Source organism: Pseudomonas sp. Emmai (assembly GCF_055179735.1).
The window spans coordinates 1,212,504-1,233,511 of sequence record NZ_CM143685.1 but is presented as its reverse complement, the minus strand read 5'-3'; the positions used below and the strand labels follow the sequence as shown (position 1 = coordinate 1,233,511).

Here is a 21,008-nt window from a genome sequence, read left to right as displayed (position 1 = left end):
TTGTCACTCAAATCCGCAGGTCAGTCGGCAAGCCGTCTTGTTCAATCTGTTAAGCCTTGAGGGGGTCGCTGGTGTCAGGACCTCCCTCAAGCTTTGCTGCATCAGTGCCAGCGATTAGCGTCGCTTGGCCATTTCGTTGATGAAGCGATCAAACAGAGGCGCTACGTCGTTCGGGCCAGGGCTGGCTTCAGGGTGACCCTGGAAGCTGAAGGCGCTCTTGTCGGTACGCTCGATGCCTTGCAGGGTGCCGTCGAACAGCGATTTGTGGATCGCCCGGACGTTGGCTGGCAGGGTCGCATCGTCTACCGCAAAACCGTGGTTCTGGCTGGTGATCATCACAACGCCGGTGTCCAGGTCCTGGACCGGGTGGTTGGCGCCGTGGTGGCCGTGGCCCATTTTCAGGGTCTTGGCGCCGGAGGCCAGGGCCAGCAGTTGGTGACCGAGGCAGATGCCGAACACCGGAATCTCGGTTTCGAGCACGTCCTTGATCGCCTGGATTGCGTAGTCGCAAGGCTCCGGGTCACCAGGGCCGTTGGACAGGAACACGCCGTCCGGCTTCAGCGCCAGAACGTCAGCAGCAGGAGTCTGGGCTGGCACCACGGTCACACGGCAACCGCGCGCGACCAGCATGCGCAGGATGTTCAGCTTGACGCCGTAGTCGTAGGCCACCACGTGGTAAGGCAGCTCGGAGGCGTCGATGGTCGCGTGGCTGTCGGTTTTCAAGTCCCAGACAGTCGAGCGCCACTCGTACTTCTCTTTGGTGCTGACGACTTTCGCCAGGTCCATGCCCTTGAGGCCAGGGAAGCCCTGGGCAGCGGCGATGGCGGCTTCTTCGGAGATGTTGTCGCCGGCCATGATGCAGCCATTCTGCGCGCCTTTCTCACGCAGGATGCGTGTCAGGCGGCGGGTGTCGATACCAGCGATAGCCACAACGTTGTTGGCTTTCAGGTAATCGGACAAGGACATCGTGTTACGCCAGTTGCTCGCAACCAGTGGCAAGTCACGGATGACCAGACCAGCGGACCAGACGCGGTCGGACTCGGCGTCTTCCGGTGTAGTACCGGTGTTGCCGATGTGCGGGTAAGTCAGGGTAACGATCTGTTGGGCGTAGGAAGGATCGGTAAGGATTTCCTGATAGCCGGTCATGGCGGTGTTGAACACCACCTCTCCAACGGTCTGACCGTCGGCTCCAATGGCTTCGCCGCGAAAAATGCTGCCATCAGCAAGGGCGAGTATGGCTGGCTTAGTCAAGAAGACCTCCCGTAAATAAAGCCTGAAAGGGCGATCGCAGGTTGTAAAAAAGCGGAGTGACGTATGGACACGTCACCCCGCTTCTTCACCGAATAATTCTGCGCGCTTTTAGTGGACACACTAAAGCTGTAGCTTACAGAAAAAGGCTTTTTTGGTCTACCGCCAATGAGCCTTAAAGGCCGGGGAATGCGACAGGACGTCGCTTGGCAGTGTAAAACCGGGCTCAAACGCAAGGTTTGAACCCGATTTCGGGCGCATCTTAACGCAGGTCGAGTACGTCTTGCATGTCGTAGAGGCCAGGCTCACGCCCGTCCAGCCACAATGCAGCACGCACCGCGCCCTTGGCGAAGGTCATGCGGCTTGATGCCTTGTGCGTGATCTCAAGGCGCTCACCCTCGCAGGCGAACAGCACCGTATGATCCCCCACCACATCACCACCGCGAACCGTGGCAAAGCCGATGGTTTCGCGCTCGCGAGCGCCGGTATGGCCTTCACGACCATAAACCGCAACCTTCTGCAGATCACGATCCAGCGCGCTGGCGATGACTTCACCCATGCGCAGCGCCGTGCCGGAAGGTGCATCGATCTTGTGCCGATGATGCGCTTCGATGATTTCGATATCCGCCTCATCGCCCAGCACACGAGCCGCCATGTCGAGCAGCTTCAATGACAGGTTCACACCCACACTGAAGTTAGCCGCGAACACGATCGGAATATCCTTGCCCGCCTCGGCCAGCAGCTGCTTCTGCGCCGCGTCCAGCCCGGTCGTACCAATCACCATGGCTTTGCCCGCCTTGCGGCAGAACGCCAGGTTTTTCAGCATGACTTCCGGCAACGTGAAGTCGATCAACACATCGAACTCTTCAGCCACCGCTTCTACATGCCCGGACAACGGCACACCAATACGCCCCAAGGAAGCCAGCTCCCCGGCATCCACGCCAATCAGCGTACTGCCAGGACGCACGATGGCCGCCGTCAGGCCGGTCAACGGTGCGCGTTGCTGCACCGCTTCGACCAGGATTTTGCCCATGCGCCCGGCAGCGCCCATCACCGCAATACGTCGCATGTTCACTCCTTACAAATCGCCGAAGAAGCGCTTCACGCCTTCGAACCAACCGGTGGTTTTCGGCGAATGGCTGTTGTCGTCCGCCAGGGAGCTGCGGAACTCTTCGAGCAATTCACGCTGACGACGACCCAGGTTGACCGGGGTTTCCACCGCCACGCGACACATCAAGTCACCCGCACCGCCGCCACGCACCGGCGCAACGCCTTTGCCGCGAACACGGAACTGTTTGCCGGTCTGGGTCCCTTCCGGGATTTTCAGTTTGACCCGACCATCGAGGGTCGGAATCTCCAGCTCGCCGCCCAATGCCGCGTCGACGAAACTGATCGGCACTTCGCAGAACAGATGCTTGCCGTCGCGCTGGAAGATCGCGTGCTCGCGCACGTTGATCACCACGTACAGGTCGCCAGTTGGACCACCCTGGGCGCCCGCCTCGCCTTCGCCAGACAGGCGAATGCGGTCACCGGTATCAACACCGGCCGGCACTTTGACGGAAAGGGTTTTGTACTCTTCGACGCGACCTTCGCCGTGGCAGGAGTCGCACGGATCGGAAATGATCTTGCCCTGGCCATGGCAGCGCGGGCAGGTCTGCTGCACCGAGAAGAAGCCTTGTTGCATACGGACCTGACCGATACCGCCGCACGTCGGGCAGGTGATCGGCGAGGAGCCTTTCTTGGCCCCCGAACCGTCGCAAGGCTTGCAGTTGACCAGTGTCGGAACGCGGATATTCACGGTCGTGCCACGCACCGCTTCTTCCAGGTTCAGCTCCAGGGTGTAACGCAGGTCGCTGCCGCGCTGAGCGCCGCCACGAGAACCACCGCGACCACCACCGAAGAAGTCACTGAAGACATCGCCAAAGATATCGGAGAAGTTCTGACCGCCAAAACCGGCACCGCCGCCACCCATGCTCGGGTCGACACCGGCATGACCGTACTGGTCGTAAGCCGCGCGCTTGCTGGAATCGGACAGCACTTCGTAGGCCTCGTTGGCCTCCTTGAACATGTCTTCCGATGCTTTGTCATCGGGATTACGGTCCGGGTGATGCTTCATCGCCAGGCGACGGTAGGCCTTTTTCAGGTCTGCTTCGCTTGAGCCGCGCTCAACACCCAATACTTCGTAATAGTCACGCTTTGCCATAAGTCTTTGCACTCTTAAGGACGTTCGGCAAACCCCTCCTGAGCTTCGCCAAACTCGTTGAGCCCCAATACAGGCCCGGACCCAACTCACGTCAATTCAACGATCCTGGTCTTTGTTCATTGCGGTACTTTCGGCGCGAAAAGCAGGAGCATTCCCGGCCATACCGCCAGCACCCGAGCGTTGTCGCATGCTGTAAAAAATCGCTAACTCCAGACACGCCAACGCGGGAGCAAGCTCCCGCGCGGCGACATCCTACCAGTCACCGCCCAAAGGCAGTCAACCGGCCGACCAACAACTTACTTGTGGTCTTTGACTTCTTCGAACTCAGCGTCGACGACGTCGTCAGCCTTCTCAGCCGATTCGCCTTGCGGTGCAGCGCCTTCAGCAGGCTGGGCCTGTTCGGCGTACATTTTCTGAGCCACTGGCGCGGAGACTTTCGACAGTTCTTCAACCTTGGCGTCGATTGCAGCCTTGTCGTCGCCTTTGACGGCGGCTTCCAGGGCAACAACGGCTGCTTCGATTGCAGTCTTCTCTTCAGCGCTTACTTTGTCGCCAGCGTCAGCGACCATTTTGCGCGTCGAGTGAACCAGTGCATCGCCCTGGTTACGGGCAGCGGCCAGCTCTTCGAACTGACGATCGGCGTCGACGTTGGCTTCAGCATCGCGAATCATCTGCTGAATTTCTTCCTCGGACAGACCCGAGTTAGCCTTGATCACGATCGACTGAGTCTTGCCGGTGGCCTTGTCTTTGGCGCCTACGTGCAGGATGCCGTTGGCGTCGATGTCGAAGGTCACTTCAATTTGTGGCACGCCACGTGGCGCTGGTGGAATCTCGGCCAGGTCGAACTTGCCCAGGGACTTGTTCTGAGCCGCTTGCTTACGCTCACCTTGCAGCACGTGAATAGTCACAGCGCCCTGGTTGTCGTCGGCAGTCGAGAACACTTGCGATTTCTTGGTAGGAATCGTGGTGTTTTTCTCGATCAGCGCGGTCATCACGCCGCCCATGGTTTCGATACCCAGGGTCAGTGGGCTGACGTCCAGCAGCAGAACGTCTTTCACGTCGCCGGCCAATACCGCGCCCTGGATAGCAGCACCCATGGCAACGGCTTCGTCCGGGTTCACGTCTTTACGCGCTTCTTTACCGAAGAACTCGGTCACCAGCTTCTGAACCAGTGGCATACGGGTCTGACCGCCGACCAGGATCACGTCGTTGATTGCGCCAACGTCGATACCGGAGTCTTTCAGAGCGATGCGGCAAGGTTCGATGGTGCGTTGAACCAGGTCTTCCACCAGCGCTTCAAGCTTGGCGCGGGAGATTTTCACGTTCAAGTGCTTAGGACCGGTGGCGTCTGCAGTGATGTACGGCAGGTTCACGTCGGTCGAATTGCTCGAAGACAGTTCGATCTTGGCTTTTTCAGCGGCTTCTTTCAGGCGCTGCATGGCCAGCGGGTCACCTTTGAGGTTCATGCCGCTTTCTTTCTTGAATTCGTCGACGAGGTAGTCGATCAGACGGATGTCAAAGTCTTCACCACCCAGGAACGTGTCACCGTTGGTGGCCAACACTTCGAACTGATGCTCGCCATCGACTTCAGCGATTTCGATTACGGAAACGTCGAAAGTACCGCCGCCCAAGTCGTAAACGATCACGGTGTGATCGCCCTTCGCCTTGTCCATACCGTAAGCCAGAGCGGCTGCGGTGGGTTCGTTGATGATACGTTTAACGTCCAGGCCCGCGATGCGGCCGGCGTCTTTGGTGGCCTGACGCTGGCTGTCGTTGAAGTAGGCCGGAACGGTGATCACCGCTTCGGTCACTGGCTCGCCGAGGTAGTCTTCGGCGGTCTTCTTCATTTTCTTCAGGATTTCAGCCGAGATCTGTGGCGGCGACATTTTCTGGCCGTTCACTTCAACCCATGCGTCGCCGTTGTCAGCCTTGGCGATTTTGTACGGGACCATCTTGATGTCTTTCTGTACGACTTCTTCGTCGAACTTACGACCGATCAGACGCTTCACCGCATACAGGGTGTTGTGCGGATTGGTCACAGCCTGACGCTTGGCCGATTGACCAACGAGGATCTCACCATCGTTGGCGTAAGCGATGATCGACGGCGTGGTACGCGCGCCTTCAGCGTTTTCAATGACTTTGGCTACGCCGTTTTCCAGCACGGAGACGCAGGAGTTGGTGGTCCCCAGGTCGATACCGATAATTTTGCCCATGTTAACTCTCCCGAAACTTTGGATTTGGTTGCCGCAGCAGTGGTGGCTAACTGCGGTAGCACTTAAACGCTTGACTTATAAATGGGGGCCTTGCGGCTGATTTCAAGCCTGCTCATCAATCGAAGGCGAAACCGGCGCAGGTGCCTTGCTGACCACAACCATGGCCGGGCGCAGCAAACGACCGTTAAGCTGATAGCCCTTCTGAAACACCTTGAGCACGCTGTTCGGCTCGACATCGGCGCTTTCTTGCATGGCCATTGCCTGATGATGAACGGCGTTGAACGGTTCGCCATGCGGATCGATTGCTTCCAACTGATAACGCTTCAGGGTGTCCTGGAACATTTTCAGGGTCAGCTCGATGCCTTCGCGCATTGGGCGGATGCTTTCGTCATCCGGATTGGACAACTCCAGGCCACGCTCCAGGCTGTCGATGATCGGCAGCAGGTCGCCGGCGAATTTTTCCAGCGCGAATTTGTGAGCCTTTTCGACATCCTGCTCGGCGCGACGGCGGACGTTCTGCAGATCAGCCGCTACACGCAAAGCCTGATCATGAGCACCCGCCAGTTGCTCTTCGAGCACTTGTACACGCGCCGCCAGTTCATCACCCGAAACCTGGGCGGCCTGATCGGCGTCGAGATTTTGCGTATCCACTGTCTGTTCGTCAGCCATAGAATTTCTCCTTTCAATAACGTCCGCGAGCTCAACTCGCGCTTCTGCCCAGCTATATGGGGTCGCAAAATTCAGCTTCAAGGGGTTTGCGGTGATTAACCCTACAAAAAGCACTGCATTGTCATTCCCTGATGCGCTAACGATTTCGTCGGATCAAGCAAAACGAGCTAAGCGAGGGCATTGTCAGCCACAAATAAAACACTGTATAAATAACCAGACCTAAAGCCTGGGAGCGGCCTTTATGCTGGTGCACCTGTCCGTACACAACTACGCCATCGTTGAACATCTCGATCTCGAACTCGATCGCGGGATGAGCGTGATCACAGGGGAAACCGGCGCCGGCAAGTCGATCATGCTCGATGCCCTGGGCCTGACCCTGGGCGATCGCGCCGACAGCGGCGTGGTTCGCCCCGGCGCCGACAAGGCCGATATCCTGGCGACCTTTGACCTGATCGATATCCCGGAAGCCAGTGCCTGGCTGGCCGAACGCGACCTGGAAAGCGACGGCCCGTGCATCCTGCGCCGGGTGATCACCGCTGAAGGCCGTTCACGCGGCTATATCAACGGCACGCCCTGCCCGCTTGGCGATCTCAAGGCTCTGGGCGAATTGCTGATCGATATCCACAGCCAGCACGAACACCAATCCCTGCTCAAGACCGATACCCACCGCCGCTTGCTCGACGAGTACGCCGGCGCCACGGACCTTGCCCGCCAGGTTCAGCTGGCGGCCCAGCGCTGGCGCCAGACTCGTCAGGAGCTGGAACGCCTCTCCAACTCCGGCGACGAGCAGCGTGCTCGCCACCAATTGCTGAGCTATCAACTTGAAGAGCTGGAAAACCTCGGCCTCGGCGAAAACGAACTGGAGCAACTGGAACAGGAACACAAGAACCTGACCAATGCGGAAACGCTGCTAGGCATCTGCCGACAAGTGGTCGAGCAATGCAGCGAAAGTGATTCCGGCAATGTACTCAACGCACTGACCGCCAGCCTCAACCGGCTGTCGAGCGTGAACAACTCGATCAGCGCCCTGGGGGAGGCCAGCAGCCTGCTGACCAGTGCGCAGATCCAGGTTGAAGAAGCCGTCGGCGAACTGAACCGCTTCCTCGATAACTTCGACGCCGACCCGGCACGCCTGCAATACCTGGAAGAACGTCTCGACGCGATCTACACCCTGGCGCGCAAACACCGCATCCAGCCAACCGAAGTCGCCGAGATGCAGCAAAAGCTGCTGGATGAAATCGAAACTCTCAATGCCAACGACGAATCCATCGAACGCCTGAGCGATGAACTGGCGTCCTATGCCCGTCATTATCAAGCGAAGGCGCGCGACCTGAGCGACCTGCGCCATCAAGCCTCAGGCAGTCTGGCCAGCGCGGTGGAACAGGAAATCCAGCGTCTGGGCATGCCCGGCGGGCGCTTCACCATCGAGTTACGCCCCAATACCAGCAACGAATTGCTGCCCAATGGACTTGAACAGGTAGAACTGTTGGTCAGCGCCAACCCCGGACAACCGATGAAAGCCTTGGCGAAAGTGGCGTCGGGCGGCGAACTGTCCCGAATCAGCCTTGCGATCCAGGTCATCACCGCACAGACCTCCCGGGTTCCAACTCTGGTGTTCGACGAAGTGGACGTGGGCATCGGCGGGCCGACTGCCGAGATCGTCGGCCAGTTGCTGAGACGACTCGGGGAGCGCGGGCAGGTATTAACGGTCACTCACCTGCCGCAAGTGGCGGCGCAAGGTCACCAGCATTTATTCGTGCACAAAGTGCGCGGCGAAGATGCCACCCACACGGCGGTGTCCAAGTTGAGCAAAACCCATCGTGTCGAAGAAGTCGCGCGCATGCTCGGGGGCATCGATCTCACGAAGGAATCCCTGGCTCACGCGAAGAAAATGGTCATCACCGCGAAAATTTAAGCGCGGCAGAAAGCACGAAGGCGACCCTGGGGTCGCCTTCGCTCGTTTCGCGAACATCCTGTTCGCGCGACATACTTACTTTTTCTTGCGTACGTACAGCACGAGATTGTGATCCACCATCTCGAAACCGTACTTATCGACGATCGCCTTCTGAAGACGCTCGATTTCTTCGTCGAAGAATTCGATCACTTCACTGGTTTCGACGTCGACCATATGGTCGTGATGCTTGCCGTCGTCCAGTTCGAAGACCGCGTGACCGCCGTCGAAGTTGTGTCGCACCACAAGGCCAGCTGCCTCGAACTGAGTCAGTACACGGTAAACCGTGGCCAGACCGACGTCCTCACCAGCCTCCATCAGGGCCTTGTAGACATCCTCGGCACTCATGTGGCGTTGCTCGGCGGAATCGAGCATTTGCAGAATTTTGACCCGTGGCAGGGTCACTTTGAGGCCGGCTTTTCGTAGTTCGCTATTTTCAACCATGGTCAGCTTTCTCGCGATGCTGCTTCGCAGCTTCTCTTAATGCGGGTATGATCGGCGTTTACGTTGTCCCAGCCAAGATAGTGGAAGTCGCCCACCGATGCAAAACACCAAGCTCTTGCTAACCAGTTTCACCTTCGTGGGACTGCTCGCACTCGCCGGTTGTTCATTCCCCGGGGTTTACAAAATCGACATCCAGCAGGGCAATGTCGTCACGCAGGACATGATAGACCAGTTACGCCCGGGAATGACCCGTCGGCAAGTACGGTTTATCATGGGCAACCCTCTGCTGACCGACACGTTCCATGCCGATCGCTGGGATTACCTGTATAGCCTGCAACCGGGTGGTGGTGAACGCCAACAGGAACGCATAAGCGTTATCTTCAACCCTAATGACCAGCTCGTCAGCCTGTCAGGCGACTTCATGCCTGGCGTGAGCCGCGACGAAGCCATTCTCGGCAAGGAACCCGGCACTACCGTGACCGCTCCTGCAGAAAACACCGAGAAGCCAAAACCGGAAAAACCGGTGAAGCCAGGTTCGCTGCTGGACCAGATCCAGAAGGACGTCGACGGCGTAGAAACCGTTCCCGTCCCAAGTCCGGAACCGCTGGACACCACGCCGCAATAATTTGCGACGCAATAAAAAACCCGGCATGTCCGGGTTTTTTATTGTCTGGCGATTAGTGGATCACTGATTTCGCGCTTTGGCCTCGGCGGCCTTGGCAGCGCGCGAGCGGCGAACTTCTTTTGGATCGGCGAGCAACGGGCGGTAAATCTCGATGCGCTCGCCCGCCAGAACCACGCGAGCGTCAGGATCCGCAATCGCCTTGCCGAAGATCCCGACCGGACAACTGGCCAAGTCCAGTTCAGGAAACTCGGCACCTACGCCGGATTTGCGTAACGCATCCCGAACCGTCGCACCCGCCGGCACCGTCACGCTCAGCAACACCTGACGATCGACGGCGGCATACACCACTTCAACCTCAATCACCGACTCAACCATGCATCTGCTTGGCGCGCTGACAGAACGCGTCCACCAGCGTATTGGCGGCCTGATTGAATAGCGGCCCCAGCGTCGCCCGCACGATTGGCCCGGCGTAGTCGAACGACAGGTCCAGGCTGATCTTGCAGGCCTTCTCACCCAAAGGCTTGAACACCCAGACGCCATGCAACTGGTTGAACGGGCCTTCCTCGAGGTTCATCTCGATCGAATGCCCGGGCACCAGGGTGTTGCGCGTCACGAAATGCTGGCTCAGCCCACCCTTGGCCACGCCGACACTGGCACGCATGTGTTCAGGGGAGCTCTCCAGAACCTCCGCCGCGGAGCACCACGGCAGGAATTCCGGATAACGCGCCACGTCGTTGACCAGGTCATAGAGGGCTTGCGCCGGGTACGGCAACAGGGCCGAACGTTGAATATGTGTCGTCATGTCAGCGTCACTTCCACAGCTGGGCGGCAAACACTACGAGAATGCCGATGGGCGCCACATAGCGCATCAAGAACAAAGACAGGGCAAACAGAACCGGGCTGCGGATCGACAACTCGTCGCGCACCGCTTCACGCCCCATGATCCAGCCTGCAAACACCACGAAACACAAACCACCGAGTGGCAACATGATCCGTGAGGTGAAGAAATCGATCACACCAAAGAAGTCCAGACCGCCAGCAGCTCCCCATTGGTAGAGATGGAACATCCCGCCTTCGTTCACGAAAAATTTGGCTTCCTTCCAGATATTGAAGGAAAACACCGTGCCCAGACCGACGAACCAGCAGATGAATGCCAGCCAGAAAGTCACCCAGGCACGGCTGATTTTGGTGCGCTCAACCAGATACGCCACCATCGGTTCGAGCAATGAAATCGCCGAACTCCAGGCCGCAACCGCCACCAGTACGAAGAACACTACGCCCATCAACTGACCGAACGCTACGTTACCAAAGGCAAATGGCAGGCTGACGAACATCAAGCCAGGGCCTTCGCTCGGGTTCAGGCCCGCTGCGAACACAATCGGAAACAATGCCAGACCGGCCACCAGCGATACAAAGGTATCGAGCAGCGCCACGCCAACCACTGTGCCGGAAATCGACGAGTTCTTCGGCATATAAGCGCCGTAGATCATGATCGAACCAACGCCCACGCTCAGGGAGAAGAACGCGTGCCCCATGGCGGGCAACAAGCCGTCGAGGACTTTTTCCGGGTGGAAGTCGAACATGAAATGCACGCCTTCCATGAAGTGGCCGGTGGTCATGCTGTAACCCAGCAGCACAATCACCATCACGAACAGCAGCGGCATCATGATGCGCAGGCTGCGCTCAAGCCCGGCGACCACGCCTTTGGCGATCACCACGGCGGACAGCAGCATGAAAATCGTGTGCCAAAGTGTCAGGCGCCATGGATCGGCGATCACATTGCCGAAATACGCGCCAACCTGATCCGCCGTCACGCCCTGAAAGTCGCCACGGCCCATGTCGATGATGTAATCCAGCGACCAGCCGCCGACCACACTATAGAAAGACAGGATCAGCAACGCCGTGATCATCCCCGCGAACGCGCCCCAGGACCATCTCCCGGAATGCCCCGCCTCCAGCGCCAATACCTTCAAGGCGTTGGCCGGACTTTGCCGGGCGCGGCGGCCAATCAGGGTTTCGGCCAGCATGACCGGCACACCGATCAACGCGATGCAGGCCAGAAACATGAGCACGAACGCACCGCCGCCGTAGACGCCGACCATGTACGGGAATTTCCAGATGCTACCCAGGCCCACGGCCGAACCGGTCGCGGCGAGTATGAAGACCCAGCGGCTAGCCCAACTGCCGTGGACAGAAACCTTGTCTGTCGACATCGTTATCACGCCCAAGCGTTCAAAAAAGAGGCCGCATTGTCCGGGATTCAATCAACCTGCTCAAGCACGTAGCGATACCGTAGCCGACTTGCGTGCAACTCCCTATAATGCCGCCCCTATGGCTAAACAGAAGAAACACCCAACAGGGACCATCGCGCAAAATAAAAAGGCGCGACACGATTACTTCATCGAGCATAAGTTCGAGGCTGGTCTGGTCCTGGCCGGCTGGGAAGTAAAAAGTCTGCGGGCAAGCAAGCTGCAACTGGTTGACAGTTATGTCCTGCTCAAGGATGGCGAAGCCTGGCTGCTCGGCAGCCACATTACGCCGCTGATGACGGCCAGCACCCACGTCATCGCAGATCCGACCCGCACCCGCAAATTGCTGCTCAACCGCCGCGAGCTGGAAAAGCTCGCCACGGCCGTGCAGCAAAAAGGTTACGCCTGCGTATGCCTGTCCTGGTACTGGAGCAAGCACATGGTCAAGTGCGAGATCGCTCTGGGCAAGGGCAAGAAGGAATACGACAAGCGTGATACCGAGCGCGAACGCGACGCCGGTCGCGAGTTGCAGCGTGCGGTGCGGAACAAGGGCAAGGAAGATTAGTCTTCTGGCCTGATCCCGGCTCCTGTGGCGAGGGAGCTTGCTCCCGTTCGGCTGCGAAGCCGTCGCCCAAGCGAGGGCAGCTTCGCACCCCAGCGGGAGCAAGCTCCCTCGCCACATTGAAACCCATCGACCAAATCACATCCCCTTGCGCCGCTCCGCCCGAGCCATGCGCTGCACTTCCTGACGCACTTCTTCCAGCACTTCCTGCACATACAAAATGTGACGGCTGGAGACTTCCCGCGCCTGCTCCGCCCGCCCTTCGATAATCGCCAGGTACAACTCGCGGTGCTGACTGATCAGCATGTCCCGCGTCTCGGTGCGTTGTTTGTACATGCCGCCAATGTTGGTCACCACGTTGCGCTTGAGCAGGTCGAACAGCCCGCGAATGGTGTGCAACAACACGGCGTTGTGGCTGGCTTCGGCGATGGCCAGGTGGAATTTTGCATCCGCCGCGCCCTCTTCTATCCGGCTCACCTCATCGTGACGGGTGTAGCAATCCTGCAATTCGTCGAACGCCGCCGTCAGCCGTTCGCGATCAACATCCGTAGCACGCAACGCCGCGTAATAAGCGCAGGACGCTTCCAGCGTATGACGAAACTCCAGCAGGTCGCGCTGGGCCTCGGGGTTACTTTCCAGCAGATGCAGCAGCGGATCGCTGAACGTCGAGCCCAGGGAATCCACCACATAATTGCCACCGCCCTGGCGACTGACCAGCAAGCCCTTGGCCGCCAGTTTCTGAATCGCTTCGCGCAACGAAGGGCGTGATACGCCGAACTGCTCGGCCAACGCGCGTTCGGCCGGCAAGCGCTCGCCGGACTTCAGCGTGCCCTCGAGAATCATCCCCTCGAGCCGCTCGACAATATCGTCAGACAAACGGCGCTGACGAATCTGATCAAACCCCATAACTCAATTCTCCACGATCCCGGCAGCTCGCCGGGCTCTCTATTCTGGCCTATCAGCGCTGCGGCAGCACCTACCAGACGACGCCTGAGCGAACAGCTCAGATGCGTTCTGCACCGCTTATTCGACAAAAGTTTTAGGGCGACAAATTGACACACCGCCTTCAAGGCTTTTACCCTAGCCAACAGCGATTGTAAATTGGTATTACCAATTAACCAAGAACGCTGACAGTGCCTGACCAACAACAATTAGGGGCCACCCCATATGCAAACCTGGCAACAGCTCTACAGCCCGCTCGGCAGTCTCGGCGTGTCCGCGCTCGCGGCCGTCATCCCCATCGTATTTTTCTTCCTGGCCTTGGCCGTGTTTCGCCTCAAAGGCCATGTGGCCGGCAGCATCACCCTGGCGTTATCGATTGCGGTGGCGATCTTCGCCTTCCAGATGCCGGTCGATATGGCCTTCGCCGCCGCCGGGTATGGCTTCGCCTACGGCTTGTGGCCGATTGCCTGGATCATCGTCGCGGCGGTGTTCCTTTACAAACTGACGGTCAAGAGCGGGCAGTTCGAAGTGATCCGCAGCTCAGTGCTGTCGATCACCGACGACCAGCGCTTGCAGGTTCTGCTGATCGGCTTCTGCTTCGGCGCGTTCCTGGAAGGTGCCGCCGGTTTCGGTGCGCCGGTAGCGATTACCGCCGCGCTGCTGGTAGGACTGGGTTTTAACCCGCTGTACGCCGCCGGCCTGTGCCTGATTGCCAACACCGCGCCCGTCGCGTTCGGCGCCCTGGGGATTCCGATCATCGTCGCCGGGCAAGTCACCGGCATCGACGCGTTCAAGATCGGCGCCATGGCCGGTCGCCAACTGCCGCTGCTGTCGCTGTTCGTGCCGTTCTGGCTGGTGTTCATGATGGATGGCCTGCGCGGCGTTCGCGAAACCTGGCCGGCCGCACTGGTGGCGGGTTTGAGCTTTGCCGTGACCCAATACTTCACGTCGAACTTCATCGGCCCGGAGCTGCCGGACATCACCTCGGCGCTGGTCAGCCTGGTGTCGCTGACCCTGTTCCTGAAAGTCTGGCAGCCGAAACGCGCCGCCGGCCAACACGTCGCCGGCGCCGTCTCGGCGTCCGTGGTCACCGCCAGCGTCGGAGGATTCGGCCAGAAGCGCACCACCGTGGCTTCGCCCTACAGCCTGCTGGAAATTTTCAAGGCCTGGTCGCCGTTCCTGATCCTCACCGTGCTGGTCACGATCTGGACCCTGAAACCGTTCAAGGCCATGTTTGCCGCGGGCGGTTCGATGTACAGCTGGGTGTTCAACTTCGCCATCCCGCACCTGGACCAAATGGTGATCAAGGTCGCGCCGATCGTGACGGCTCCGACCGCCCTTCCAGCCGTATTCAAACTTGACCCGATTTCCGCGACCGGCACGGCGATTTTCTTTTCGGCGCTGATCTCGATGCTGGTGCTGAAGATCAATTTCAAAATTGGTCTTACCACTTTGAAAGAGACCTTCTACGAACTGCGCTGGCCGATTCTGTCCATCGGCATGGTGTTGGCGTTTGCCTTCGTTACCAACTACTCGGGCATGTCGTCGACCATGGCCCTGGTCCTGGCCGCAACCGGCGCGGCATTCCCGTTCTTCTCGCCGTTCCTTGGTTGGCTGGGCGTGTTCCTGACCGGTTCCGATACTTCGTCCAATGCGCTGTTCAGTTCGTTGCAAGCCACCACCGCACACCAGATCGGCGTCAGCGATGTGTTGCTGGTGGCGGCGAACACCAGCGGCGGCGTGACCGGCAAGATGATTTCGCCACAATCCATTGCCGTGGCCTGCGCCGCGACCGGGCTGGTGGGCAAGGAGTCGGACCTGTTCCGCTTCACCCTCAAGCACAGCCTGTTCTTCGCAACAATCGTGGGCGTGATCACCTACATCCAGGCCTATTGGCTCACCGGCATGCTGGTGCACTAAGCCTACAAGTAACTCGGAAAAAACCGACGCCGGACCACGATTCCGGCGTCAGCTATTCACAACCCGGTCTGTAAGGCTGCTGAAAGCTTCTCTCTCTATATTCAGCAGCCTCAGACGGATAACCGGGACCACCCGGAGACACGCCTGATGAGCGAGCTTTTTTACAACGCGGTGCCAAACGCGACCCGCGTCGCCCCGCCACTGCCCAAGCCTCGGCAATACCCTGGCGAAAAACCGTCACGGGTGTACCTGTTCGGGACCTGCGTGGTGGATTTGTTCTACCCCGAAGCCGGGATGGACGCGATTCACCTGCTGGAGCGCGAAGGCATTCGTGTCGAGTATCCGCAAGGGCAAAGCTGCTGCGGGCAACCGGCCTACACCTCGGGTTACACCGAACAGGCCCGGACCGTGGCGCGCTCGCAACTGGCGCTGTTTGCCGGGGATTACCCGGTGGTGGTGCCGTCGGGTTCTTGCGCGGGCATGTTGCGCGAGCACTATGCCGACTTGTTCAAGGACGAGCCGGACACGTTGAAACAGGTTCAGGCGCTTGCAGCCCGGACTTATGAATTGGCGGAGTTCTTGCTGTTTGTCTGCAAGGTGCAGCTCAAGGACAGCGGCGCACCGGTAAAAGTGGCGCTGCACACCTCGTGTTCAGCCCGCCGGGAGATGAACACTCACCTGCACGGTCGCGAGTTGCTGGCGCAACTGGGCAACGTGGAGCGGGTCGATCACAGCCACGAAAGTGAATGCTGTGGCTTTGGCGGGACTTTCAGCGTCCGTATGCCAGACATTTCCGGCGCTATGGTGGCGGACAAGACCCGGTCGCTGAAGGAATCCGGCGCGCATCAGGTACTCAGTGCCGATTGCGGTTGCCTGATGAACATCAACGGCTCTCTGGAGAAACAAAAGGAAGCGTTGCGCGGCCAACATCTGGCCAGTTTCCTTTGGCAACGCACCGGGGGTGTTCGATGAACGCTTCCGCGATTATTCCTACGGTTGCCGTGGAAGAAGATTTTCGCGGCCGGGCTCATGAGGCTTTGGCTGACACGCAACTGCGAAATAACTTTCGCAGCGCGATGGATTCACTGATGACAAAACGGGCCGCGTCTTTCAGCGATGCCCATGAAAGAGAACATTTGCGAGTGCTGGGCAATGCTGTCCGCGCCCGTGCGTTATCCAAGTTGCCCGACCTGCTCGAGCTGCTTGAACAAAACCTGATCCGCAACGGTGTGACAGTGCACTGGGCGGAAACGGTGGACGAGGCCAACGGCATCGTCTTATCGATCATCCGCGCTCACGAGGGGCGGCAAGTGATCAAGGGCAAATCGATGGTCAGCGAAGAGATGGAGATGAATCATTTCCTCGCTGATCAAGGCATTGAATGCCTGGAATCGGACATGGGCGAGTACATCGTCCAGCTCGACCACGAGAAGCCTTCACACATCATTATGCCGGCGATCCACAAGAACGCCGGTCAGGTCGCGTCCTTGTTCCACGACAAACTTGGCGTGGAATACACCAAGGACGTTGACCAACTCATTCAGATCGGTCGCAAAGTCTTGCGACAGAAATTCTTCGAAGCAGACATCGGCGTCTCCGGTGTCAACTTCGCCGTGGCGGAAACCGGCACCCTGCTGCTGGTGGAAAACGAAGGCAACGGGCGCATGACCACCACGGTCCCGCCGGTGCACATAGCCGTCACCGGCATCGAAAAAGTCGTTGAAAACCTGCGCGACGTCGTCCCGCTGCTATCGCTGCTGACTCGTTCGGCCCTCGGCCAACCCATCACCACCTACGTCAACATGATCTCCGGCCCGCGCAAGGCGCATGAACTTGACGGCCCGCAAGAAGTGCACCTGGTATTGCTCGACAACGGTCGCAGCCAGGCCTTCGCCGACAGCGAATTGCGCCAGACCCTGAACTGCATCCGCTGCGGCGCCTGTATGAATCATTGCCCGGTCTACACCCGAATCGGCGGCCACGCCTATGGGGAGGTTTACCCTGGGCCTATCGGAAAAATCATCACCCCGCACATGGTTGGCCTGGCGAAAGTCCCGGATCACCCGAGTGCATCGTCGTTGTGCGGCGCCTGCGGTGAAGTCTGCCCGGTAAAAATTCCGATTCCGGCACTGCTGCGGCGCCTGCGGGAAGAAAACGTCAAGGCCCCGGACAGCCCGCATCAAGTCATGCGCGGCCAGGGCAGCAAGTATTCACGCAAGGAACGCTTTATCTGGAACGCCTGGGCGCGACTCAACAGCTCGCCGACGCTCTATCGTTTGTTCGGCTTCTTCGCCACGCGCCTGCGTGCGCTTGCACCGAGCAATGTCGGCCCGTGGACGCAAAACCACAGCGCACCAAAACCCGCTGCCCGCTCGCTGCATGACCTGGCCCGCGAGCACTTGGCCAAACAGGGAGATCGTTGATGAGCGCCAAGCAAAATATCCTCGGCAAATTGCGGAAAAGTCTGACCGGCACGACACCGGTGCCTGACGAGTTCGACGTCGAACTACTGACCGCCCCTTACACCTACACGCCCGAACAACGCATCCCGCAATTGCGCAAACTGATGGAAGCGGTGCACACCGAAATCCATCTGACCTCGGGCGAAGATTGGCCTGAGTTGTTAGCCCAACTGTTGCGAGATCGTCAGTTGCCGAGCCTGTTGATCGCGCCGACGACAGCGCATGGGCAACGTGTCACTCAACACTGGTCGAACAATCCCGGCCTGCCGACGCTCAAATCCTACGACCGCCCGATAGAAGACTGGAAAGCCGAACTGTTTAACGACACCCCGGCCAGCCTCACGACTACACTCGGCGCAATCGCCGCGACGGGTAGCCTGATTCTTTGGCCGACGCGGGAAGAACCGCGTTTGATGAGCCTGGTGCCGCCGGTGCATTTCGCCCTGCTCAAGGCCAGTGAAATCCGCGACAACTTCTATCAAGTGCAGCAGGAATTCGAATGGGCCCAGGGCATGCCGACCAACGCCTTGCTGGTGTCTGGTCCGTCGAAGACTGCCGACATCGAGCAAGTCCTGGCTTACGGCGCCCACGGTCCAAAGGACCTGGTGGTGCTGATCCTGGAGGATCAATGACGTTACCCTCGACTTTTCTGCGTGATGCGCAGCAACTGATACCCCAGGACCGACGTTTCGACGACCCGCTATCGACGCTGGCATTCGGCACCGACGCCAGTTTCTATCGGCTGATTCCGCAACTGGTGATTCGTGTCGAGTCCGAAGACGAAGTGGTCGCGCTGCTGAAACTGGCGCAACGGGATCAGGTCCCGGTGACCTTTCGCGCGGCGGGCACCAGCCTGTCCGGGCAGGCCATCAGCGATTCGGTATTGATCGTGCTGGGAGATAACTGGAACGGTCGCGAGATCCGTGGCCAAGGCACGCAAATCCGCCTGCAACCCGGCGTGATCGGCGCCCAGGCCAATGCGTGGTTGGCGCCGTTCGGGCGCAAGATCGGCCCGGACCCGGCCTCGATCAACGCCTGCAAGATCGGCGGTATCGTCGCCAACAATGCCAGTGGCATGTGCTGCGGTACGGCGCAAAATACCTATCACACCCTGGCCGGCATTCGTCTGGTGCTGGCCGATGGCAGCCGACTCGATACCGAAGATGCCGACAGTGTCGAGGCGTTTCGCCAGAGCCATGCCGAACTGCTGGAGCGTCTGGCGACGTTGGGCCGCGAGACCCGCGCCAATGCCGAACTGGCTGCCAGAATCCGCCACAAATACCGTCTGAAAAATACCACCGGCCTGTCACTCAACGCCCTGGTGGATTTCGACGAGCCTGTGGATATCTTGAGCCATTTGCTGGTGGGCTCCGAAGGCACGCTCGGCTTCATCAGCGCGGTGACGTACGACACAGTGATCGACCACCCGAACAAAGCCTCGGCGCTGATCGTGTTCCCGGACGTGGAAACCTGCTGCAACGCCGTCACCGTGCTGAAAAGCCAACCGGTGTCGGCCGTGGAGTTGCTGGACCGCCGCAGCCTGCGCTCGGTGCAGGACAAACCCGGCATGCCCGCTTTCGTACAGCAGCTGTCGAACAATGCCTGCGCCCTGCTGATTGAATCCCGCGCTGCCTCGTCCACGTTGTTGCGCGAACAACTGGCGCAGATCATGGCGTCCGTGGCTTCGTTCCCGGTGGAAAAACAAGTCGACTTCACCGAAGACCCGCTGGAAAACGCCCGGCTCTGGGCGATCCGCAAGGACACCTTCCCGGCAGTCGGCGCGGTGCGCAAAACCGGGACCACGGTGATCATCGAAGACGTGACCTTCCCGGTGGAACAACTGGCGATCGGCGTGAACCGCTTGATCGAGTTGTTCGACAAACATCACTACGACGAAGCGATCCTTTTCGGACACGCCCTGGAAGGCAATCTGCACTTCGTCTTCACCCAAGGCTTCAACAACCCGGAAGAAGTCGCACGCTATCAGGCGTTCATGGATGACGTGGCGCAACTGGTGGCCGTGGAGTTCGGTGGTTCGCTGAAGGCTGAGCACGGCACCGGTCGTAACATGGCACCCTTCGTTGAGCTGGAATGGGGCAGCGATGCCTATCAGTTGATGTGGCAACTCAAGCGATTGCTCGACCCCAACGGCATTCTCAACCCGGACGTGGTGCTCAGCGACGACCCGCAAATCCACCTCAAACACCTGAAGCCGCTGCCCGCCGCTGACGAGATTGTGGATAAGTGCATCGAGTGCGGGTTTTGCGAGCCGGTCTGTCCGTCGAAAGGACTGACCCTGAGCCCGCGTCAGCGCATCGTTATCTGGCGTGACATTCAGGCGAAGAAACGTGCCGGTGTCGACACCCGCGAACTTGAAGCCGCTTACGAATACCAAGGCATCGACACCTGCGCCGCGACCGGGTTGTGTGCGCAACGTTGTCCTGTAGGAATCAACACCGGCGACCTGGTGAAAAAGCTGCGCAGCCGTAAGGCGACGCACACGAAAACCGCCAATTGGCTGGAAGGAAATTTCGCCACCGCACTGCAAGGCGCGCGCTTCACCCTGCACGTGGCCAATGGCGCGCGGATGCTGTTGGGGGCGCCACGGCTGGCCAAGCTGTCGGCGACATTGACACGGTTATCCAAAGGCCAGGTCCCACAATGGACCAACGCGATGCCGCAACCGGAAAAAGCCATTCGCTTCAGCCCGATCGTGTCGGACGAACGCCCGCGGGTGGTGTACCTGGCGGCTTGCGTCTCACGGGCAATGGGCCCGGCGGCGGGAGATAAAGAGCAGATGTCGCTGTACGACAAAACCCGTGGGCTGCTGGAAAAGGCCGGTTACCAAGTGGTCTTTCCAGACAATCAGGACAACCTTTGCTGCGGCCAGCCATTTGCCTCCAAAGGTTACGCCGAACAGGCCGAGCACAAACGCCAGGAACTGATCGGCGCGCTGCTGCACGCCAGCCGCGGCGGGCTCGATCCGATCTACTGCGACACCAGCCCCTGCACCTTGCGCCTGGTTCAGGACCTCGGCGAAGTGCGTCTGGATCTGTACGACCCGGTGCGCTTCATCCGTACGCATTTGATGGATCGACTGGACTTCACCCCGCAGGATGCGCCCATCGCGGTGCACCTCACGTGCAGCACCCAGCATCTTGGGGAGAGCCAGGCGCTGATCGATCTGGCACGTAAATGCAGCAACAATGTGGTCATTCCCGAAGGCATTCATTGTTGTGGGTTTGCCGGTGACAAGGGCTTTACCACGCCGGAGCTGAACGCGCATTCGCTGCGCTCGCTCAAGGACGCGGTCCAGCACTGCAGCGAGGGGATTTCCACCAGTCGGACGTGTGAGATCGGGCTGACGCAACACGGCGGCATTGACTACCACGGGCTGGTCTATCTGGTGGATCGGGTGACCCAGGCCAAGTCAGCGTGAAGCATTTTCACTAAGCAGAAGGGGCAATTGCGCCCCTTTTTAGTGCTCTTTTCTCCGAATGACCGGTTTTTCATAGCCTTT

18 protein-coding genes are annotated in these 21,008 nt (G+C 59.3%); 8 read left to right on the top strand and 10 right to left on the bottom strand.

Going from position 1 to position 21,008, the window contains the following annotated elements:
• Window positions 1-114: 114 nt before the first annotated feature.
• From carA to grpE, 5 genes are all read right to left on the bottom strand, one after another.
• Window positions 115-1,251 carry a glutamine-hydrolyzing carbamoyl-phosphate synthase small subunit gene (carA, locus tag ACY4LX_RS05395; RefSeq protein WP_463259374.1) on the bottom strand — a complete coding sequence of 379 codons (1,137 nt, stop codon included), beginning with the start codon at window positions 1,249-1,251 and terminating at the stop codon, window positions 115-117.
• Between the two features lie 259 nt (window positions 1,252-1,510).
• Window positions 1,511-2,317, bottom strand: a complete 807-nt coding sequence (gene dapB, locus ACY4LX_RS05390) for a 4-hydroxy-tetrahydrodipicolinate reductase (protein WP_133838474.1) — start codon at window positions 2,315-2,317, stop codon at window positions 1,511-1,513.
• Window positions 2,318-2,326: 9 nt separating this feature from the next.
• Entirely contained in the window at window positions 2,327-3,451 is a 1,125-nt protein-coding gene (gene dnaJ / locus ACY4LX_RS05385; RefSeq protein WP_095055180.1) for a molecular chaperone DnaJ, read from the bottom strand.
• Window positions 3,452-3,747: 296 nt separating this feature from the next.
• Complete coding sequence (gene dnaK / locus ACY4LX_RS05380; RefSeq protein WP_054050062.1) at window positions 3,748-5,664, bottom strand: molecular chaperone DnaK; 1,917 nt, start codon at window positions 5,662-5,664, stop codon at window positions 3,748-3,750.
• A 102-nt stretch (window positions 5,665-5,766) separates the two neighbouring features.
• The gene (grpE, locus tag ACY4LX_RS05375; protein ID WP_149657647.1) at window positions 5,767-6,333 is read right to left on the bottom strand and encodes a nucleotide exchange factor GrpE; all 567 of its coding nucleotides are present in this window, start codon (window positions 6,331-6,333) and stop codon (window positions 5,767-5,769) included.
• Window positions 6,334-6,574: 241 nt separating this feature from the next.
• On the opposite strand from grpE, the gene recN reads away from it, so the two are divergent.
• Window positions 6,575-8,248, top strand: a complete 1,674-nt coding sequence (gene recN, locus ACY4LX_RS05370) for a DNA repair protein RecN (protein ID WP_149657648.1) — start codon at window positions 6,575-6,577, stop codon at window positions 8,246-8,248.
• Between the two features lie 75 nt (window positions 8,249-8,323).
• Here recN and fur read toward each other — a convergent pair whose 3' ends face one another.
• Window positions 8,324-8,728, bottom strand: coding sequence for a ferric iron uptake transcriptional regulator (gene fur / locus ACY4LX_RS05365; protein WP_045060056.1), 405 nt, complete (start codon window positions 8,726-8,728; stop codon window positions 8,324-8,326).
• Between the two features lie 97 nt (window positions 8,729-8,825).
• Between fur and ACY4LX_RS05360 the strand changes: the two genes are divergently transcribed.
• Window positions 8,826-9,353 (top strand): outer membrane protein assembly factor BamE, encoded by a 528-nt coding sequence (locus ACY4LX_RS05360; protein WP_054050068.1) that lies wholly within the window; start codon window positions 8,826-8,828, stop codon window positions 9,351-9,353.
• 60 nt (window positions 9,354-9,413) lie between these two features.
• Here ACY4LX_RS05360 and ACY4LX_RS05355 read toward each other — a convergent pair whose 3' ends face one another.
• Genes ACY4LX_RS05355 through ACY4LX_RS05345 form a run of 3 tightly spaced genes read right to left on the bottom strand, consistent with a single transcriptional unit; the run spans window position 9,414 to window position 11,566 of the window.
• Entirely contained in the window at window positions 9,414-9,728 is a 315-nt protein-coding gene (locus tag ACY4LX_RS05355; protein ID WP_463259373.1) for an RnfH family protein, read from the bottom strand.
• Window positions 9,721-10,155 carry a type II toxin-antitoxin system RatA family toxin gene (locus tag ACY4LX_RS05350; protein WP_054050071.1) on the bottom strand — a complete coding sequence of 145 codons (435 nt, stop codon included), beginning with the start codon at window positions 10,153-10,155 and terminating at the stop codon, window positions 9,721-9,723. The genes ACY4LX_RS05355 and ACY4LX_RS05350 overlap by 8 nt, the downstream gene beginning before the upstream one ends.
• Before the next feature lie 7 nt (window positions 10,156-10,162).
• Window positions 10,163-11,566, bottom strand: coding sequence for a sodium-dependent transporter (locus ACY4LX_RS05345; RefSeq protein ID WP_463259372.1), 1,404 nt, complete (start codon window positions 11,564-11,566; stop codon window positions 10,163-10,165).
• A 118-nt stretch (window positions 11,567-11,684) separates the two neighbouring features.
• Here ACY4LX_RS05345 and smpB point away from each other — a divergent pair, with 118 nt between their 5' ends.
• Complete coding sequence (smpB, locus tag ACY4LX_RS05340; protein WP_008149046.1) at window positions 11,685-12,167, top strand: SsrA-binding protein SmpB; 483 nt, start codon at window positions 11,685-11,687, stop codon at window positions 12,165-12,167.
• Window positions 12,168-12,302: 135 nt separating this feature from the next.
• Here the strand turns inward: smpB and ACY4LX_RS05335 are convergent, their stop codons facing one another.
• On the bottom strand, window positions 12,303-13,070 hold the full coding sequence (locus ACY4LX_RS05335; RefSeq protein WP_149657651.1) for an FCD domain-containing protein: 768 nt from the start codon (window positions 13,068-13,070) through the stop codon (window positions 12,303-12,305).
• 261 nt (window positions 13,071-13,331) lie between these two features.
• Here ACY4LX_RS05335 and ACY4LX_RS05330 point away from each other — a divergent pair, with 261 nt between their 5' ends.
• The 5 genes from ACY4LX_RS05330 to ACY4LX_RS05310 all read left to right on the top strand — a co-directional run bounded on the left by ACY4LX_RS05330 (window position 13,332) and on the right by ACY4LX_RS05310 (window position 20,927).
• Window positions 13,332-15,026: a lactate permease LctP family transporter gene (locus ACY4LX_RS05330; protein ID WP_463259371.1), complete on the top strand. Its 1,695-nt coding sequence runs from the start codon at window positions 13,332-13,334 to the stop codon at window positions 15,024-15,026.
• A 147-nt stretch (window positions 15,027-15,173) separates the two neighbouring features.
• Window positions 15,174-15,998 (top strand): (Fe-S)-binding protein, encoded by an 825-nt coding sequence (locus ACY4LX_RS05325; RefSeq protein ID WP_463259370.1) that lies wholly within the window; start codon window positions 15,174-15,176, stop codon window positions 15,996-15,998.
• The gene (locus tag ACY4LX_RS05320) at window positions 15,995-17,449 is read left to right on the top strand and encodes a LutB/LldF family L-lactate oxidation iron-sulfur protein (protein WP_149657654.1); all 1,455 of its coding nucleotides are present in this window, start codon (window positions 15,995-15,997) and stop codon (window positions 17,447-17,449) included. The genes ACY4LX_RS05325 and ACY4LX_RS05320 overlap by 4 nt, the downstream gene beginning before the upstream one ends.
• Window positions 17,449-18,120, top strand: coding sequence for a LutC/YkgG family protein (locus ACY4LX_RS05315; protein WP_149657655.1), 672 nt, complete (start codon window positions 17,449-17,451; stop codon window positions 18,118-18,120). Before ACY4LX_RS05320 ends, ACY4LX_RS05315 begins: the two co-directional genes overlap by 1 nt.
• On the top strand, window positions 18,117-20,927 hold the full coding sequence (locus ACY4LX_RS05310; RefSeq protein WP_463259369.1) for an FAD-binding and (Fe-S)-binding domain-containing protein: 2,811 nt from the start codon (window positions 18,117-18,119) through the stop codon (window positions 20,925-20,927). The genes ACY4LX_RS05315 and ACY4LX_RS05310 overlap by 4 nt, the downstream gene beginning before the upstream one ends.
• Window positions 20,928-21,008: the final 81 nt, after the last annotated feature.

Excerpts from the sequence above, each read along its gene's own strand:
- dnaK (WP_054050062.1), bottom strand. The coding sequence starts at position 5,664 with ATGGGCAAAATTATCGGTATCGACCTGGGGACCACCAACTCCTGCGTC.
- fur (WP_045060056.1), bottom strand. The coding sequence starts at position 8,728 with ATGGTTGAAAATAGCGAACTACGAAAAGCCGGCCTCAAAGTGACCCTG.
- ACY4LX_RS05330 (WP_463259371.1), top strand. The coding sequence starts at position 13,332 with ATGCAAACCTGGCAACAGCTCTACAGCCCGCTCGGCAGTCTCGGCGTG.
- ACY4LX_RS05360 (WP_054050068.1), top strand. The coding sequence starts at position 8,826 with ATGCAAAACACCAAGCTCTTGCTAACCAGTTTCACCTTCGTGGGACTG.
- dapB (WP_133838474.1), bottom strand. The coding sequence starts at position 2,317 with ATGCGACGTATTGCGGTGATGGGCGCTGCCGGGCGCATGGGCAAAATC.
- ACY4LX_RS05335 (WP_149657651.1), bottom strand. The coding sequence starts at position 13,070 with ATGGGGTTTGATCAGATTCGTCAGCGCCGTTTGTCTGACGATATTGTC.
- ACY4LX_RS05315 (WP_149657655.1), top strand. The coding sequence starts at position 17,449 with ATGAGCGCCAAGCAAAATATCCTCGGCAAATTGCGGAAAAGTCTGACC.
- ACY4LX_RS05310 (WP_463259369.1), top strand. The coding sequence starts at position 18,117 with ATGACGTTACCCTCGACTTTTCTGCGTGATGCGCAGCAACTGATACCC.
- ACY4LX_RS05350 (WP_054050071.1), bottom strand. The coding sequence starts at position 10,155 with ATGACGACACATATTCAACGTTCGGCCCTGTTGCCGTACCCGGCGCAA.
- ACY4LX_RS05355 (WP_463259373.1), bottom strand. The coding sequence starts at position 9,728 with ATGGTTGAGTCGGTGATTGAGGTTGAAGTGGTGTATGCCGCCGTCGAT.
- dnaJ (WP_095055180.1), bottom strand. The coding sequence starts at position 3,451 with ATGGCAAAGCGTGACTATTACGAAGTATTGGGTGTTGAGCGCGGCTCA.
- ACY4LX_RS05345 (WP_463259372.1), bottom strand. The coding sequence starts at position 11,566 with ATGTCGACAGACAAGGTTTCTGTCCACGGCAGTTGGGCTAGCCGCTGG.
- ACY4LX_RS05325 (WP_463259370.1), top strand. The coding sequence starts at position 15,174 with ATGAGCGAGCTTTTTTACAACGCGGTGCCAAACGCGACCCGCGTCGCC.
- ACY4LX_RS05320 (WP_149657654.1), top strand. The coding sequence starts at position 15,995 with ATGAACGCTTCCGCGATTATTCCTACGGTTGCCGTGGAAGAAGATTTT.
- recN (WP_149657648.1), top strand. The coding sequence starts at position 6,575 with ATGCTGGTGCACCTGTCCGTACACAACTACGCCATCGTTGAACATCTC.
- grpE (WP_149657647.1), bottom strand. The coding sequence starts at position 6,333 with ATGGCTGACGAACAGACAGTGGATACGCAAAATCTCGACGCCGATCAG.
- smpB (WP_008149046.1), top strand. The coding sequence starts at position 11,685 with ATGGCTAAACAGAAGAAACACCCAACAGGGACCATCGCGCAAAATAAA.